Source organism: Tigheibacillus halophilus, assembly GCF_042683165.1.
In the GTDB taxonomy this organism is placed as follows: Bacteria; Bacillota; Bacilli; order Bacillales; family Amphibacillaceae; genus Tigheibacillus; species Tigheibacillus halophilus.
The window spans coordinates 241090-258369 of the sequence record NZ_JBHUIZ010000015.1 but is presented as its reverse complement, the minus strand read 5'-3'; the positions used below and the strand labels follow the sequence as shown (position 1 = coordinate 258369).

The window sequence follows — 17280 nt, the reverse complement described above, 5'->3', positions numbered from 1 at the left end:
TTATCTATCTTGTAATTTTTTCATACGTTTTACAGCTTCTTTCCATTCTTTATCAGGATCAGCACCTTCACGGACATTTTTCAGCGCATTGAGAACTTCATCCTGTGTGGGCTTGTACTTGCTGCCTTTATATACAAAATTGATATCCTTTGCTGCATCAGCAAAATACTGTGATGTTTTTTGCCCGCCAAAGAACTCATCTTCTATATTCTTGAAATCCTCCATATCAAAAACTTCCGGTGAAGATGGGAACAATCCTGCATCGCTTTTGAAAGACTTCAGCTGATTATCAGGAGATGTCAGCCATTTCGCAAACTTGTAAGCTTCTTTCTCATGTTTTGTTTCCTTAGGGATCGCAATATAAGACCCGCCCCAGTTGCCAGCCAATTCCTTTGGCAGTGTCGCAACGCGGAATTTTTCCGAAGCATCCGGCGCATTATCTTTCATCCAGCCTTTCAGCCAGGCAGCACCCATTTCAATCGCGAAATCGCCATTGTTCACTGCATTTCCCCATTCCGGTGTCCACATATCATAGTCTCCAACCAGTCCGTGATCATTGAATTCCACGGCCAAATCGTAAGCTTTTTTAACAGCGTTTCCATCATTTTCAACTAAAAGATTTCCTTTTTCATCATAAAAGCTTTCTGTCGCACCATCGATTACCGCACGATAAGCCATTTCCATACTATCTACCAATGGTTTGCCAGTTTTTTCTTTGATTTTCTCCCCTGCTTGGATTAAATCATCTTTTGACTGGATCATCTCTTGCACCTTATCAGGGTCTGTTGGCAACCCAGCTTTTTCGAACAAGTCAGTACGGAAGAACATTGCTTTCGGACCGATATCCGTTGGCAGTCCGTATAAGAAATCACCATCTTCGCTTTCGCCAATCTCCCATTTCCAGTCCAGGTATTTATCTTTGACTTTATCTGCACCCACATCATACAAGTTTACGAATCTATCCTTTGCTTCTTTAAATCGGTCAAGCTGGTCAATTTCAATCATTGCAAGATCCGGGGCACCGTGTCCCGCTGATAAAGCTGTGAACAGACCATTATGGTGATCATCGTTTTCTGAAGTCTTCACTTTCACTTTGACTCCCGGGTTTTCTTTTTCATATTCCTTAGCCAATTCATCGTAGTTTGTTGCACCGAATACCCAGAATTTAAGTGTGACTTCCTCGTTCTTGCCATCAGCATTTGAATCTTTGCTGCATGCCGCCAGCATGAAAATAAGTACCATTACCAATCCGCTAATTAATAAAAACTTGCCTTTTTTCATTTGAATCCCCCCTGTGCTTTTACTGTTGGAAAAAGTAATTCGTCCTCTTTGCGATTGTTTCAAATAAAACGTACCACCTCCGTTGTTTGTTTGACTTATTAGGAAACCGGTTTCCATAATCGATAAAAAATGAAGGGCCTCAAAACAGGAAACCGCTTTCTTTTGTTAAGTATATGATTAGATTTTTAGAATTTCAACTGTTTTTTAAAAACAATGTTTAAAAGGCAGGAAACTGGTTTCCTGCCTTAGGTTTTTATTAAATGCTTTTAGCTAAAGTTTCCCGCCGCCAGCGTAAACTACGGTTCTTGTATCTCTCATACCTTCCATGCTAAACCCCTCAAATGTACGTTACCCTGCGTTTTCAGTACCCTTGTTTGGTGCTTCTTTTTCCACTTCCGATAACGCCCTCCAAACTGTCACTCCTGAATAGATCATCAATAAAAATCCTGGTATCAGCATGAGCCAGGCACCATTTTTGGATTGCAGGAAATGCAGTGCATATCCCACATAAGGGACAGTGAATCCTGTATATTCAGCTACAACATTTTGGGACATTACTGGGTTCATATCCGGTCCATCATTATTGTCCCCTTTTGTCTGATAGCGAACATTGTTGCCACTGGGCATGACTTTTACGATGCGGTGTGTAATCAAGATATTTTCATCACTTGTAAATGTAATTACATCGTTTTTCTTGAAACGGGTCATATCCCCGCCAGGTTTGACAGCAATGATAGAACCTGTCTTGATGTCTGGTTCCATTGATCCGGATAAAACTGTTTTAATCTGATAGCCAAATGCTTGTGGTTCGCCACCGCTTGCTTTAGAAATAATGACAATACTTGCAACAAGGATTAGCAACGCAGCAAGAAATAGGGAAACAGTGTTATTTATCCATCTTACCGCTTTTCTCTTCTTCATCATAATCTCCCTTCTTTGCATTTGTGGTTTTTTGTTTCTCCAAAGATTCATGTTTCTTTTGTTTTGAATGAATTTCCGTACTTTCATTCCTGTTATCAGACTTGGATTCTGTATTTTCGTTACTACTTGTTTGGCTATCATCAGGTGCATCAGTCTTATCTGCTTTCGTTTTTACAGTTTCATTGTTTTCTTTCTTAGCCTGATAAGACTTGTCACTGCTTTTTTGTGCATGCTGTTTGTCTTTCTTATTTTCGCCAGATTCAGGTTTGGATGATCCTGCTTTCCCCGCCTTTTCATTCGTCTCATTGCTACAGGTCAGCTTAAACTGCTTGCTCCAGATACTATCCTCATCGGATTGAGCTGCCTTGAAAATGTATGTACCTGGTTTGGTTGCTTCGTAGTCCAGCTCCATCGTATCTCCTGGAGTCAACACACGTATAGGCGCCTTTTTCAGTTCCTTGCCGTTTTTGGGATCATCTTTCTCAGCGTAATATATGGTGTATGTGCCTGCTTTCTGCATATTCTTATCTCCGGTATTTTCCAGACTGACGTGAATCATACCTGGACAGGTCTTACTATTTTGATTGCTGGCGTTTTTGAAAGACAGCGACGCTTTTTCCACTTCCTTATCCCAAACCCCTGCAGCAATCGTTGATGAAGCTACTGTTTGAGTGTTGAAATAGGCTGAAGTATTAGATGATAAGTAAGATGCCGTAAAAAGAAAGGTGTAACAAATAGCAAAAATCTTCCAAGCAACTATAAGCTTACGATGTTTTGTTCTGTAGGATTTTTTTCGATTATTTTGCAAGAAACCACCACCTAGAGAGATTATCCAAGAAAGGAACGGCGTCCAATGACACCCCTCTGCAAATATCAATTAAAATATTATTCATCGCATTGCAAACAACTTTGATGGGCAAACAGCCCACTTTGGCTCCGGGCAGCCCCTGCACTGGGCAAAACTAGCAGAACCTACCGCCAACGAAAATCTAATCTGGCTATCCAACAATAAGATAGATAGCCAGATTTTCTCCCAATTCCTTAATGGACGCCTACAGCATTATATGCCTGCTCTACCGCTTTTTCCTGTGCAGATTTTTCACCGTACAAATCGATTGCAGCTTGGATAGCAGCTTGTCTCATCATGCTAAAGTCAGCGTTTGATGTCATATAGTTGCTGATGGCACGGTAATAGATTTGTTCCGTCGCTTCTCTTCCAACGCCATCGATGTGTACACCATAATGGTCACCGCCTTCGGAAACCAGATAGGCTGCTTTATTATTGATGCTGCTGTTGACATGCACGCCGCCGTTATCAAGACTGCCGGTATATAGCTTGCTATAGTGATCAGGATATGGTTCTTTCGAATAATTTTGATCGATCAGGGATGGCGGATCCTCTAAAGAACGCAATGCAGGCGTACCATCCGCCATAATATCTTCTCCCATCAACCAGTTTTCGCGTTCAACCATGGTACCGAATATATCTGCATAAGATTCATTTAACGCACCAGGTTCGCCACGATAAATTAAATTGGCTGTATGCTGCACCATTCCATGTGACATCTCATGAGCAGCGACATCCAGCCCGCCAGCTAAATTATTGAATCGTTTTCCATCTCCATCACCGTAAGACATATATACCCCATTCCATGAAGCATTGTTCCAATCGACGCCAACATGTACACGGGATAACAATGACTGGCCATTATCATCGACAGAGTTTCGATCGAATGTCTTTTTATAGTAATCATAAGTCTTCTGCGCATTGGCATGCGCATCGATGGATGCTCCATCACGGAACATTTTGCTCGGACTGGTGACAAGCGCCATATCATTGCTGGCATCAAATGTCATTACTCCCTGGCCCCGCGTTGTATCTTGAAGCGCATAATTACTGTCTATTTTTGTGGCTTCAAACTTTTGCTTTGTTCCATACACCCCTGTTCCAAAAGCAGTAACCTGTTCTGCAGCGTTGAAATGATCTATCACTTTGCCATTTGCCGGATCAATAAAGTAATGCCAAAATCCAATTTCCGGCTCCGTAGTTGAAGCAGTTACAAGATAGGTGTGGTAAAATTCGCCATCATATTCATATATATATGGTTTAGCTTCCACCTCCCCATCATATTCTTTTACTTTGCCGATTTTCTGTTCAATGGCTTGTTTTGCCCTGTCCATTACTTGTTCTTTTGAAACAACGGCGTCCGTATTGATTTTTTTGTTATCCAGGTGCGGAACTACCGTCCCAAAATAAGAGGTAATCTCATTATTTTCATTCAATGCCAATGTTTGATCGGCTCCGAATACCGGGATTCCTTTATATTGCTGCCGAAGCTTAAAATGGTACGATCCCGTTTTTTCATCTGCTTCCTGTGCTACTATTTTAAAAGATCCTTTGGATTCACCTAATTTCTCGTGCATATAAGCCTGCACCATTTCGTGCTTGCTCAATCCTTTAGGCGCCTCCCAATTTTCAATAATGTAAGAAGGAGTGTGGTATGCTTTATCAAACTGGATTTTGGTTTTACCAGCAGCATGTACGGTATCGCTGCTAAAGACAACCCCGCCGAATCCTATTGATAAAGCGAGAATGGAAGAATAGACTTTTCTATTTACCTTTAATTTGACCTTCATCATCTCACCCTTTCATGGCTATTTGGCATTAATTCGTGCCGTCGTACGCCGTTCCATCTCCTTGAGTGGCGTTGAATTGCCATTTCAGTTTAAGGCCGTCACCCTGGAAATTATTTTGATCTTCGCCATTATCGACGAATTCGAATTCCACCCAGAGGTCATTCGTCTCACCTGGTTCCAGCCCGCCTTTTATTAAAGGCTGCAAATTCTTCTCTACAACATCCGGTGACATATCTCTCAATTGATCCAATGTGGTCTCAAAAATCGGTTCTTTTTCCTTATCCCAATTCCACAGGAAATTCACCCTGATATACTTTCCAAGATCCTCATCATTATCGCCCGCCACATCAGTCACATTGTAGCTGGTACCAAGATTGATTTTTGCAATATCCAAATTTCCACTATTGCTTAACTCGAAATCGCGAACAATACGATCACCCGGTTTCAGTCCATCCAGATCAACGATTACTTCAGGATTCATAGACAGGTCCAATGTCCCCGCAGTAAAAGTACTTTGTGATTCTGCCTGATCACTAAAATATGCAAATGAGCCTCCGGCAATTAATGAAGCGCCTAATGTTGCAGTTGCAAGCCCCATCCCGATTTTTTTCTTTAAACCCATTTTCAATTCCTCCCCATTTGTGACAAATTGGCTTTCCTTTTGTGACTCATCATAATAAACGCGTTTTCATGAGTCCGATTTGAAATCTATTGCCATTTTTCAAGCAGATAATCAGCATAATTGTTCAGCATATGAGCTGCCCTATCCGAAATATTTTCATTTTGTTCTTGCTGACCAACCAGTACTTTAAATCCCTTCAAGTGCTTTACAACCTTATTACTTTGACCAAGTTGTTCCGCATGATGTATGACAGTCAAATGAGCAATAACTTTCGCAGCCGCTTGGTCATTTTTAAATTCACCCTGCTCCTGATAAAAATCGGCAAGTGATTTTGCATTACCAGCAGTACCAGGGTTATCCGTATCATATATTGGAATCCCGTCAACCTCGTTGAAGTCAGCCCCATGATCCATAAGAAGCGGAACAATAGTCATCATCGGCTGCTTCATGGAAACGTATATCCCATTGTTTCCAACCTTTTCTGTCTTCAAAGAGAATAAATGAATGTGCCGGTTAATATCCTCAGCTTGTGAATCAGTGATCAAATAGCCTTTAGGGGCTGGATCAAGTATGGTCGGCGGATACTCCGTTTGATCCCAATCACGTGTGCCCGAAAGATAAAAAGGTTTTTGATTTGCTCCATCTTCCTCCTTATTTACCTTCGACTGTTCCGTAATTCCCGTAACCTCATCGAACCGCTCATGATAGAAATTTAACACGGAATCCATGGCTGCTCTTTGCATTTCGACTCTTCTTTTTGGTTCTTGCTGGCCAGGAGCTTCAGTCAACAGCCCAATACTGTGACGCAAACCGGACATATTACGCAAGATCTGTTCCGAACCACTTCCCGAACCTGGTGGGTTGCCATACAGTCCTGTTGTAAAACCCGCATTTTCCACATCCGGACGCACGTAGTCCTGGACCATTTCCTTGCTGATTTCATACAGCGGTTTATCAACATTGAAGTTACGGGCCCACAATACTTCTAAATCAGGATTACCTTTGGCACTTGGGCGCTCATGTGCATCGACGACAATATCCGGCTGGAATTTATTGATGACACTTTCCACGGCCTGGATTTCAGGCGTTTCAAGCTTTAAATGATCACGGTTGTTATCGATGCCATCCGCATTTCCCCGCGTATTGGCTTCCCGGCCATCCGGATTAGGCTCGGGAATGAACAGTATGGTCGCATCTTTAAGCGTTTCTAGTAGATCCGGATCATCGGTGAATGCCAGATCCCGTAACAACATTAGAGATGCCTCATGCCCCGATGGTTCATTACCATGCGGAGTCCCCATGATTAGAATATTGTGTCCGGCTGCAATATCAGCATCAGATGGCGCCTTTGGAAATCCAACCTTCACCAGGTTCAAAGGGCGATGCTCATTGGATGTCCCCACAACGGAATAAGTGACACGATCAGATTTTGAGGCTACCTCTTTCAGGAATTGGGATTCCTCTTCGGTAGTTGTCCACCCATCACCATCTCGCTTTTCAAACCCTGTTTTTGGCACATTCTGGGCTGCTTTTGCCTGTTGCACTGTTGCATCAGCTTTATGGTCTTTACTTTGTTCCGCCATTGCTGACATCGGACCTATAGCCAAAACCATGGTCAGAATCACCACTACATGCAGGAACTTTCGTTGTAAAAGACCTTTCACCATAATCTCCTCCTTCAGTTTTTTGAAAAGCTGACTTACCGTGTTTTCTTGTTATACTTTTGTGGATAGATACAACTGATGAGTAAACGCTTTCAAATGATGGTAAATCAAATCCATCGTAATGCTATAAATCTTCATCTTTACCTTGCTCGGCGTTGAATGTCCAGTTCAGTTCGAGCCTGTCCCCTTGAAACTGGTTTTGGTTTTCCCCACTGTCAAGGAAGTTGAATTTCACAAGCATATCGTCTTCTTCACCTGCTTTGAGGCCATCTTCCATCAGTTCATCGAACACCTTCTCCTTTATAGCCGCAGGACTCATACTTTTCAACTTATCCAGTGTTGTTTTGTAAACGACTTGATTGAGCTGATCGGCATTATACAGAAATTCTACCTCGATATATTTGCCAAAATCCTCTCTGTTATCCCCTTTTGCATCAGCAACATTATAATCTGTCTTCAACGTGACACTTTTGATATCGAGCGTGCCCTTATTCTGAAGTTCAAAGTCATGTTCCACCGAGTCTCCCGGCTTCATATTGTCAATATCAATGATAGTCGATGGCTGAGCCGCTAAGTCTAATGTTCCAGCTGCAAAGGTTCCATGCGCTTCCTCACTGTCACTAAAATAAGCATACGTCCCCCCTCCCACCAATGCTAAACCAAGTGCTGCCGCAACCACACCTGCGCCAAGCTGTTTTTTCAACCCCATACTGTTCTGCTCCTCCTTTTAAAGGTTTTTATTTTTGAACGGCCTATAAGTTTTTTTTATAAGCCGATACAAACGGATAGTTTTTCTGCTAATCCTATCTAAAACCTATCTATCAAAATGCCAGCGAATTTTGGAACAGCAGTTAACTGTATTTAGTTGAATTAAATCAGCCGCCATATTCTACATTTGCTGACTAAAAAACCGAAAGACCTTAAGTCAACCTCTATATTTCATATTTTTCTATGCATTTCTAGTTTTTCTATTAAAATAAGCTTATCACAGTCAAAAATATTTTGTATTGGGAAAAATTACATTGTTACGACAACATTCGATATGTTTCTATCCACGAATATTGTCGTTTTATCACCGACTTTCCCAGAAATGGAAAGTTCAATGAATGTATTGGTTAATGAACGAGATTTATTTTGATTCACACCTCCATGACTAGGAGATAACATCAGACTTAAAGATTGGCAAAAACCCAAGTTCTCCAAAAAAAAAAGCAATAAGCGTTGATTAAAATCGCTTATTGCGCTCTCTTTCCCTCCAAAAATGCCGTCCCGGCTTTATAACGGTTAAGCCGCATCTGCTTTCTGTAATGCCGTCATGATTGGTTTGACTACAACCAGACCAAATCCATTTTTAACGAGCACAGCTAAAAAGCACCTTAAGACCCGAAAAACCGTTTTGCTGGGAAATACCTCTTTATATGATCATGTGGGAAATAGGAACGACATCATCAGCATCCATCTCTATTGATTATTGTTTCCCTCAGATTGCTCATCCACTTTAAATACCTCTTTAAACGCCTTGTCCTTGACTTCAATTTTTTTATTAAGCTTATTTAACACTTCCTCTGCCGGTTTCGCTTGTTGCTGGAGCAGGGTTTGCTTAATTTGATTTTTCGCTTTTTGCAATAGGTTCCACCTTTTTATCCGTTGCCTTGATGATATGATATCCAAATTGTGTTTTGATCGGTTTGCTAACTTCCCCTTTATTTAATTTCATAGCTGCTAAAAGAAATGTTGGATCGATTTCCTGGCTTTTTTGGGACAGGTAGCCAAGATTGCCGCCTTCTTTTGCTGAAGCCTTATCATCGGATTTCTTTTTTGCCAATGCTGAAAAATCAGCAGCAGTTTTCAGCTGCTTTTCTATCTCTTTAGCCGTCGACTCTTTTTTCACAAGAATGTGGCTCGTTTTAACCTTAGTGAATGCCTCTTTATTTTTTTTATAGTAATCTTTTATTTGATCCTCGGAAACTTTCACCCCATCCGTCGTTGCCTTCAAAAGATATAGGGATTGTTCGAGCTGATCCTTCATTTCGTTTTCATCATTTATGCCCTGCTGCTGCATAAACATGGCAAATTCCTGCTCACCGCCAGCTTGCTTCTTTAGTTCCTCCAGTCTTTGATTTAGCTCTTTATCTGTGACCTTATACTTCTTCTTTAATATTTTCATATAAGCCAATTGTTGGAGCATTTGTTTTCCTTGATCAGATTTTTTTAATTCCTTGTATAAATCTTCTTCCGTAATATCCCCTGCACCAGTTTTCACAATTACTTTGCCGCTACCGCTGGTGCTGCTGGTGGAACAAGCGGCAAGCACTGCTATGAATAAAACCGATATCAAAACTGATAGCCATTTCTTCATGCTGTTCACCTCTCCTATTCATTATTCCATCCCCCAAACACGTTTTGATGTGCTTTTGAAGAAACAGAAACCCGCTTCTTTCGATATTTCCCTTAAAGTTCTTTGCCTGACATTTGTTTTGCATAAAAGGTCCATTCGAGTTTCAGGCTGTCTCCTTGGAATTGGTTCTGGTCTTCGCCGCTGTCAACAAATTCAAATTCGACAACCATATCTTGCGACTCGTCCACCTCAAGACCGCCATTCTCTAAAACGTCATCGAATACCTTATCCGTCACGGACTTGGGACTCATATCCTTTAATTTGTCTTCCCCTGGAGGGTTCTTTTTTGATCGTTCTGAGAGTATGGATCCTTTTAAAAAAATTGCAGACCACACAACGTTCTACTCCTGCCATTTTTCTATCATCTGGTCAGCGTCTTCCCTTAAAAGGTTGTACGCTCTCTTGGAAATCGATTGATTATCTTTTTGGTGGTGTGCCAGAAGCAGTTTGAAGCTTTCCATATGCTTAATCGCTTTTGTTGTCGATTCTTGATGCACGAAATGTTCGATGGCTGTTAAGTGCATATTCAGCTTATTGGCTGCATCATCGGAAATTTCTCCTTCGCTTTGCAGGCGTTCAACAAACGTTTTCATGTAAGTGACACTCAGCTCCTCGATCCCGATAGCCATTCCTTCCCTTGTAGAATCCGCCGCACCATGATATAAACCAAGCTCCTGATCGATCATGATGCTGTTTACATTGCCGATTTCCTTTGGTTCGGCCTCCCATTCATGACCCATCAGTTTCATTTGTCGCCGCACATCGTCCGGGACACCGTGTTCCCAGCGAATTTCCGGATATTGATTGCTGTAGATACGGGGTTCTTCAATCCCATCTTTTAGTTCCATCCCATAGCCGATGGTATTTAAAATGGTTTGGGCGACAGAAGAAATAATAGTCGTTCCCCCCGGCGAGCCAACGGTCATATACGGCTTATCGTCTTTAAAGACCATCGATGGTGACATACTGCTCAACGGACGCTTATTCGGCTGAACCTCATTGGATCCGCCCGGAATAGCGTCAAAATCGGTCAGTTCATTGTTCAGTATGATGCCATAACCCGGAACCATGATGCCTGTCCCGAACAATTGCTCATTTGTCGTGGTGTAAGAGACCATATTTCCCCATTTGTCCGCAACGGAAAAATGGGTGGTTTCCCCATCGACCTTATGATCATCCTGTTCGACTACTTTTGCAGGCTTGCCATCTTGATAATCCCAAGGGTTACCTGGGCCGGCATCCGGATTGGCCTTATCTGGATCGATGGACGCCGCACGTTGTTTAATATAGTTGGGGTCCAGCAAACCTTTCATCGGTACATCGACATATTCCGGATCCCCCATATATGCCGCCCGATCCGCATAAGCAAGATGCATCGCTTCGGCCATGTAATGATATTTTTCCGATGAACGGACGTTGTATTGTGTAAGATCAAGCTCTTCAAACATCTGCAACAACTGCAGTACAGTAAGCCCCCCAGAACTGGGTGGCGGCATAGATGCAATATCGTAACCTTGGTAACTGCCCCATAAAGGTTCATCTTCGGTCACATCAAATTTTTTCAAATCGGCCGCTGTCATGCTTCCGCCAAATTCTTGAACAACTTGCGCAAGGGCTGATCCGATTTCACCGTCATAGTAGGCATCGCTACCTTTCTCTCCAATCAATCTGAATGTATCGGCCAGGTCTTTTTGGACAAGAAGGTCACCCTCTTTTAAAGGTTTGCCCTCAGGCAGAAAGACGTCTTTGGCGGCACTGCGCGAGAGTTTCTCTGAATTACTTTCAATGGCGTCCGCCAATACCCAATTAACCTTCACACCTTGATCAGCCATTTTGACTGCCGGCTGAATAAGGTCGTTCAACGAAAGTGTGCCCCACTTGCCAAGTGCAGTTTCCAATCCTTTAAGTGTGCCCGGAACACCAACTGCCTGCCCCATTTGTACACGTTCGGAAAAAGGAATGACACTTCCTGTTTCTGTTTCGATATTCCAAGCGTCAGGCTCTTCGGTTCCATCCTTCCATAGCTTCACCTTAAGGTTATCGTCCTCGACACGGAATTTTAATGATTGCCAATCAGTAGATGTATCATATTGAAGCGTTTTCAAATATGAACTTTGGGAGTCTTTCGATTGGATCAATTTCACTTCGTGCGTATGGGAATCAATCTCAACGCCATACCCGTTTTTGGCAAATGTACTACCGGAACGATAGCCGTCTGCGCGAAGCCATATCCTCAACCGGCGGTCGTTACCCGGGTCATCAGTGCGAAACCTCATATACAGCTCGCTGTTTTTCAGTTTTTCCATTTCTGCAGTCGAGCGGGCAAAAGATGTTTTATTTCCATTCACAGTCGGGCCAAATTTGATTTGCCCGCCATGCTCATCAATTCGTAAGGTTGTCCCGCGTTCAAACAGATCGAATTTTTTCGCATCCCAGGGTTCTCCATTTTCTCCTTTAAAATCGTAGGAAAAAGTGTGATTACCAGGTTGGTCAAGGTCGTCCACCTTTACATCTGCAACATGAAATTGCCCCTGACCGTCATGGTTGCTCTCGATTGCACTTAACAAAAATTTTCCTGGTTCTTGTACAGTATTTGTCTTATCCATGAACATATCTGGTGTGGCCCCACTTGGCGCGCGTTCTCTGCTGTCGATGATAGATACATCTTTTTCCTCCGCATCGTACACCATCATGAACCCGCCACCGCCGATGCCTGACATCATTGGTTCTGCAACATTCAACGCAAATTGCATTGCCACTGCGGCGTCAACAGCATTTCCGCCTCGGTCCAATACATCTGCACCGACTTTCGATGCCAGCGGATGCGCAGACACTACCATACCTTGATCACCTGTAGCCATCTGCTCTGGCTTCACACCGGGATTTTCCGGTTCATATCCTGTATTATCATCGCTGCCTAGAGCTTGGGCAAATGGACCGCTGATTCCAAATAGCAGAAACAACCCGAGCACAATGGACAAAAGCTTGACACTATGTTTTTTCATGATACCCCTCCCTTTGGCACTTTCTGTTATCCGCTCCACCTGTGCCAGATGTGCTCCAGCACAGATGGATTACCTTGAACTATTAATCTCAAAAAATTATTTCCAAATCTTAATCAACGCGTCCGCTTCAGCTTTTAAGTTGTCATACGCCTTTTTTGTCATGTTGTCTTTTTGATTTTCCAATAGCTTTTTAAACCCTTCCATATGTTTGATAACTTTATCTGTTTGCTTTTGTTTTTCATAATGAGCTACAGAATCCAGATGCATTTTTAATGCATGTGCTGCGCCATTCTTAAATGCTTTGTCATGATCAAAGCTTTCAACAAGGGCAGCCATATCAGCCGCACTGATATTGTTCAGCAACATGTTTTCTTCCGTGGCAGTTTGATCAGCATCAGTCTCCGAAGAAGCTGTAAAACTAAGCGTCGCCGGGGCCTTCTTACCTGCCGGGACATCGACGTATACTGGCACATCGACAGTTTTTCCTGCTTCTGCTTCAATTACATTATGGTCGAGCTGAAGCTCCCAATCGTCATCTGTTTTTGCTTTGATCCGGACAAGATCCGCTGCTTCTCCAGTATTTGTTACTTTAAAATGATAGACCGCCACTTTTCCGGGGATTGCTGGTTCTACAGCACCTGTTTCGGCAGATATTCCCCGCTTGTACGCACCCGCACCATCCGTATGTCGTACTGCAGTCCGGTATTTCAGCACGCCATCTTTATCTTTATGTTTTCCCAAAATATAAAAATGGAGGCGATTGTATGGGTCTTCGTATTCACTGACAATATCTGCTTCATTGATATCCTTCAAATCTCCACTGACAAGACGCTCTCCGTTACCTGCATGGAACAATGCATCGGCCAGCTGTCTCGGATCACCTTTAGTAACCATTGCCGTTGTACCGTCCGGTTTTGTGAAATCTGCCAAATTAATATCTTCCGGATGCGAATCAACCACCCACACATTCGGGGCACTCTCCGCATTTTTTGTTTTGGAAATCAATACACCGGAATCGGTTGCAAAGGAGTCCGCACCTATTCGATCTATCACCTCCAGGGTGTAGTTATTGTAGCCTTGACCACCCAGCATATCATTTCGCCAGTCGTCGCCAAGATAATCCTTCGGTGTTAAATCATCCATGCTGATGTTAATACCATGGATCCCGGTTCGCCCGAATTCACTGCCAATCGGTACCTGACGTGCCGTCACATCCGCAAATACTGGTCCAGTCTCCTTCAGTTCATCACGGTTTAATTTCAGCACCTCATCATCAGCCAGAAATCCTTGTTTCATCTTATTACGCAGCGTATGCGGTGCCGCCAGAGAAGAACCAAGCGTGGCCGGAATCATCCAGCGGGTATGGGTTCCGCCGGGACCATTGAATGCGCCGCGACTCATCGTTTCCCAGTACCCTGAATAACTGCGAGGGTCGAGGGCAGCATTATTATAGTTATCCCCAAGTCCGCGCAGATGGCCAAATTCATGGGCAAAGGTGGACATGCCATCGCTTTCTCCCTGAATAGAAACACGAATCGTTTTATCATTGATTTTTGCACTGGATGCCGCAGACCAGATACTCTTTGCTGCAAGCCAAGATGTCCATGGCACGTAGCGTGTCTTGGCCCAATTCGGCATGTCCTCAAAACCAGGTAAATCCGGCGGGCCAAATGCATCAGTCACAGCGTTCTGATCCGCAAATTTCATTTCGCCGAGCTCCTGCCATACAGTTGATTCATCGTAGCCGGCATGGACGACAAATGCAAAGTCATAATCTGTGCCAGATGCGTTTAAGTCATCCTTTGCAATGGAAACGGAGTCGCTAAACAGGTTTCCGCCTTCATATTCTTTGGGCAGGAAGCCTGCGTTCATGCCATCACTAAGTCCGTATTGAAATTCGTTTTTATCCAGGCGGTAAGGACCATAAGCATCAAGGGTTACACCCCAATTCCCGTAAGAATTCTCTTTCCAAAAACCATCGATTGTTTGATGGTTGTTCATCTCACTGGGTACATTCAGATAGTTCTGCCAAAAATCTGCCAGGTCTTCTCGGGGAATGGGGTCGATTTGCGGATTACCCGCCGGATCAGATCCCTTTGGTTCGCTCAATATAAAATCCCGATCAGGAAAATCGACTAAAATCAATGCCCCTTTCAGTTCCGTCTTCGGTTTAATATCCGCAGTAGCCCAGTCGATCCCAGGGACCTGTTTATAGTCATTCCATGTCATATCCTCCGGAACAACCCATGATTGGGGATCTACCGGTGCGGGCAGTTTATCTTTCCCCGGCTCCTCGGCATAAACGATGGATGAGGACATTACAAGCAGGATACCAGTTGAAAATGAGGCGATTTTGTTCCGTACTTTCAAATTAACCTTCCTCCTTTTTAAAAACAGATTGTTTTAACCCCGGCAAATGCACCTTCTTATCATCACGTTTCTTTTCCGTTTAAACGATGCTCACCCCCTTTCCCAACGGATAAAGTGTTTTTCTAGGAGTGCGCAACAGTTAACCGTGTTACACGATTAAAATATTTTTCTTGTTCGATCATGGACGCTAGTCTTTAAAATCGAGTGAATTTTTACCCCCTACAACAGGCAGTACCATATTGCTATCTCCAAGGATGGTTTCAATGGTTGCCTGGGTTTGTGCCGGTATTGTCCAGCTGCTGTCACTTGCTGCAATAACGACGCCGATCCGATGTCCTTTTTCAAACACATAGTCTTCCGACAGAACATCCCAGCGGAACCAATAATTTTTATTTGGCGTCAAAGGGTTGCTCTCGGTCATGGATTTCCAATTTTTTGCACTCATCCAGCTGCGCGTGACTATTTCATATGGATCTGTACTAGTGACCATTTCTGTGCGCCTATAACAAGCGCTGTCATTTGCACTGCTATCGCCCCAGCAATCTTTCATATCAAGCGTTTTGACATCCTCAGCAACATGAGCGCCAGTTCCATAGTCAACAAGCAAGGCGGTAAAGTTTGTGTCAGGCTTATCGACATTGGCTTTTAAATTAATTTTCGGTGTCCCGCTGATTCTGACTGACTTCTCCAGTTTTGGGGTCAGAAATACCAGCCGATGGTCTTTTTTATCCATCTCATTTTCTACCATTTGCTTTTCACTTTGTTTGGGGTCGTCTGTAAAACTTTGTGTATGCTTTCCTTCGACGGGATCCGCAGTTAAAACCCCCGGACCTGCTGAGTCACCATCAGAGGATGGATTGAAATGCATGTCGACATATTCTGTCTTCTTATCTGGCCAGCTGTCATGCGTCTCCCAATTCAGGTCGTTTCTTTGAACATCAACGCTTGGCTGATCCATCACGCTGTTATCGATATCCTGCAGCCAGTAGTCAAACCATAAATGAAGCGTGTCCACCCATTCCTCTCTGCGAAAATCAAATGGATCGACATGTCCTGTTCTGGAAAGCCACAGCTTTTTTGGCACATCATTTTCTTCCAGTTCATCCCACCACTGTGAAAAATGGTTCGTTTTTACGTTGTAGTCATTTAGCCCATGTATGGCGAATACACTTGCCTTCACCTTGCTTGCGTCTTTGTAATAATTGCGTTTATCCCAAAAATGATTGTAATTGCCGGTGTTATCGTCTGATTCTGCAGTCAAACGATCGCGAACCGGTTTGCAGATGTTTCTGCTTTTGGAACTGACAACAGTATTTGCCAGACCAGCCGGCCCTCCCCGGTAATAAGGGATGCCGCTGTACCGATAATAGTCATACCAGCTGCTGATTGCGGAAATCGGCACAATTGTTTCCAAGCCCTCGACACCCGTTGCCGCTACACCATTTGCAAGTGTGCCATCGTATGACTTTCCGATCATGCCGACTTTTCCATTCGTCCAATCGGCGATTACTTCTTTTCCATCGGATGTTTTTGCCTTGGCACGTCCGTTAAGCCAATCTACAACCGCTTTGATACTATTAATATCTTCGATTCCGCCAGTTGTCGGACACCCATCTGATTGACTCGTACCTATCATGTCGGCCAACACCACTGCATACCCTCTTGGCACAAAATAGTTGTCATAGTAGAGAGGAAATTTAATCGGCTTTCCATCCTTATCCCATTCCTTCAGTTCACTTTCATTCCCTCTGCCAAGACTTTCGTAATATGGACTTGCATCCATGATGACCGGCACTTTTATCTGGTTACCGGTTTCACGTGGACGAATGATATCCACTGCCACCTTATCCGGCTTTCCATCCATATCGCTGTCCATATTCGTTTCGACATAAACCTTTTCACGAATGGCATTCTCGTACGAGAAAACAGGCTGTGTTACGGCATATTTATCAATAATTACTGTGCTGTTTTCATAAAGATTGTTGTAAGCCTTTTGGGAAATGACTTTTTTCTTTAACTGCTCTTTCAACAACACTTCAAAACCCTTCATATGCTTGACAACTTTTTTTACCTGGCCTAGCTTTGCGTACCGGTTAACCGCGTTTAAATGGAGCAGCAGTGCATTTGCGGCACCATCCTCATCAATTTCACCAGCTTCAGCCAACTGTTTGATTACTTTTTGTAGATCTGCTATACTGTCACTTTCTTGGCTTTCCTTGTTTTCATTCATGTTGATGCGATATGCATCGATGCTTGTACGATACTGGTCCGATATGTTATTCGATTGTTCCTGCCCGTTGTCCTGCGCAAAGGCCATCGAAGAGGACATCAAAAGTGGCACTGCAGTGAAAACCACCATTCCCTTTTTAAATAAGTTCAATA

13 protein-coding genes are annotated in these 17280 nt (G+C 43.3%); all 13 read right to left on the bottom strand.

Annotated elements, in window-relative coordinates:
- The gene (locus ACFSMW_RS17055; RefSeq protein WP_390357500.1) at positions 1-1281 is read right to left on the bottom strand and encodes an ABC transporter substrate-binding protein; all 1281 of its coding nucleotides are present in this window, start codon (positions 1279-1281) and stop codon (positions 1-3) included.
- Positions 1282-1629: 348 nt separating this feature from the next.
- Positions 1630-2205 (bottom strand): signal peptidase I SipW, encoded by a 576-nt coding sequence (gene sipW / locus ACFSMW_RS17050; protein ID WP_390357499.1) that lies wholly within the window; start codon positions 2203-2205, stop codon positions 1630-1632.
- Positions 2168-3010: an amyloid fiber anchoring/assembly protein TapA gene (tapA, locus tag ACFSMW_RS17045; protein ID WP_390357498.1), complete on the bottom strand. Its 843-nt coding sequence runs from the start codon at positions 3008-3010 to the stop codon at positions 2168-2170. The genes sipW and tapA overlap by 38 nt, the downstream gene beginning before the upstream one ends.
- A 233-nt stretch (positions 3011-3243) precedes the next feature.
- A complete protein-coding gene (locus ACFSMW_RS17040; RefSeq protein ID WP_390357497.1) occupies positions 3244-4839 on the bottom strand; it encodes a M4 family metallopeptidase in 1596 nt (531 codons plus the stop codon).
- 28 nt (positions 4840-4867) lie between these two features.
- Positions 4868-5461, bottom strand: coding sequence for a TasA family protein (locus ACFSMW_RS17035; RefSeq protein ID WP_390357496.1), 594 nt, complete (start codon positions 5459-5461; stop codon positions 4868-4870).
- An 86-nt stretch (positions 5462-5547) separates the two neighbouring features.
- A complete protein-coding gene (locus tag ACFSMW_RS17030; protein ID WP_390357495.1) occupies positions 5548-7128 on the bottom strand; it encodes a M14 family metallopeptidase in 1581 nt (526 codons plus the stop codon).
- A gap of 121 nt (positions 7129-7249) precedes the next feature.
- Positions 7250-7834, bottom strand: a complete 585-nt coding sequence (locus ACFSMW_RS17025; RefSeq protein WP_390357494.1) for a TasA family protein — start codon at positions 7832-7834, stop codon at positions 7250-7252.
- A 752-nt stretch (positions 7835-8586) separates the two neighbouring features.
- Complete coding sequence (locus ACFSMW_RS17020; protein ID WP_390357493.1) at positions 8587-8751, bottom strand: hypothetical protein; 165 nt, start codon at positions 8749-8751, stop codon at positions 8587-8589.
- The gene (locus tag ACFSMW_RS17015) at positions 8726-9484 is read right to left on the bottom strand and encodes a peptidylprolyl isomerase (RefSeq protein ID WP_390357492.1); all 759 of its coding nucleotides are present in this window, start codon (positions 9482-9484) and stop codon (positions 8726-8728) included. The genes ACFSMW_RS17020 and ACFSMW_RS17015 overlap by 26 nt, the downstream gene beginning before the upstream one ends.
- Before the next feature lie 92 nt (positions 9485-9576).
- Entirely contained in the window at positions 9577-9858 is a 282-nt protein-coding gene (locus ACFSMW_RS17010; protein ID WP_390357491.1) for a TasA family protein, read from the bottom strand.
- Between the two features lie 6 nt (positions 9859-9864).
- Complete coding sequence (ggt, locus tag ACFSMW_RS17005) at positions 9865-12528, bottom strand: gamma-glutamyltransferase (RefSeq protein WP_390357490.1); 2664 nt, start codon at positions 12526-12528, stop codon at positions 9865-9867.
- Between the two features lie 96 nt (positions 12529-12624).
- Entirely contained in the window at positions 12625-14898 is a 2274-nt protein-coding gene (locus ACFSMW_RS17000; RefSeq protein ID WP_390357489.1) for an FIMAH domain-containing protein, read from the bottom strand.
- 187 nt (positions 14899-15085) lie between these two features.
- Positions 15086-17278 carry a Xaa-Pro dipeptidyl-peptidase gene (locus ACFSMW_RS16995; RefSeq protein ID WP_390357488.1) on the bottom strand — a complete coding sequence of 731 codons (2193 nt, stop codon included), beginning with the start codon at positions 17276-17278 and terminating at the stop codon, positions 15086-15088.
- Positions 17279-17280 lie beyond the last annotated feature (2 nt).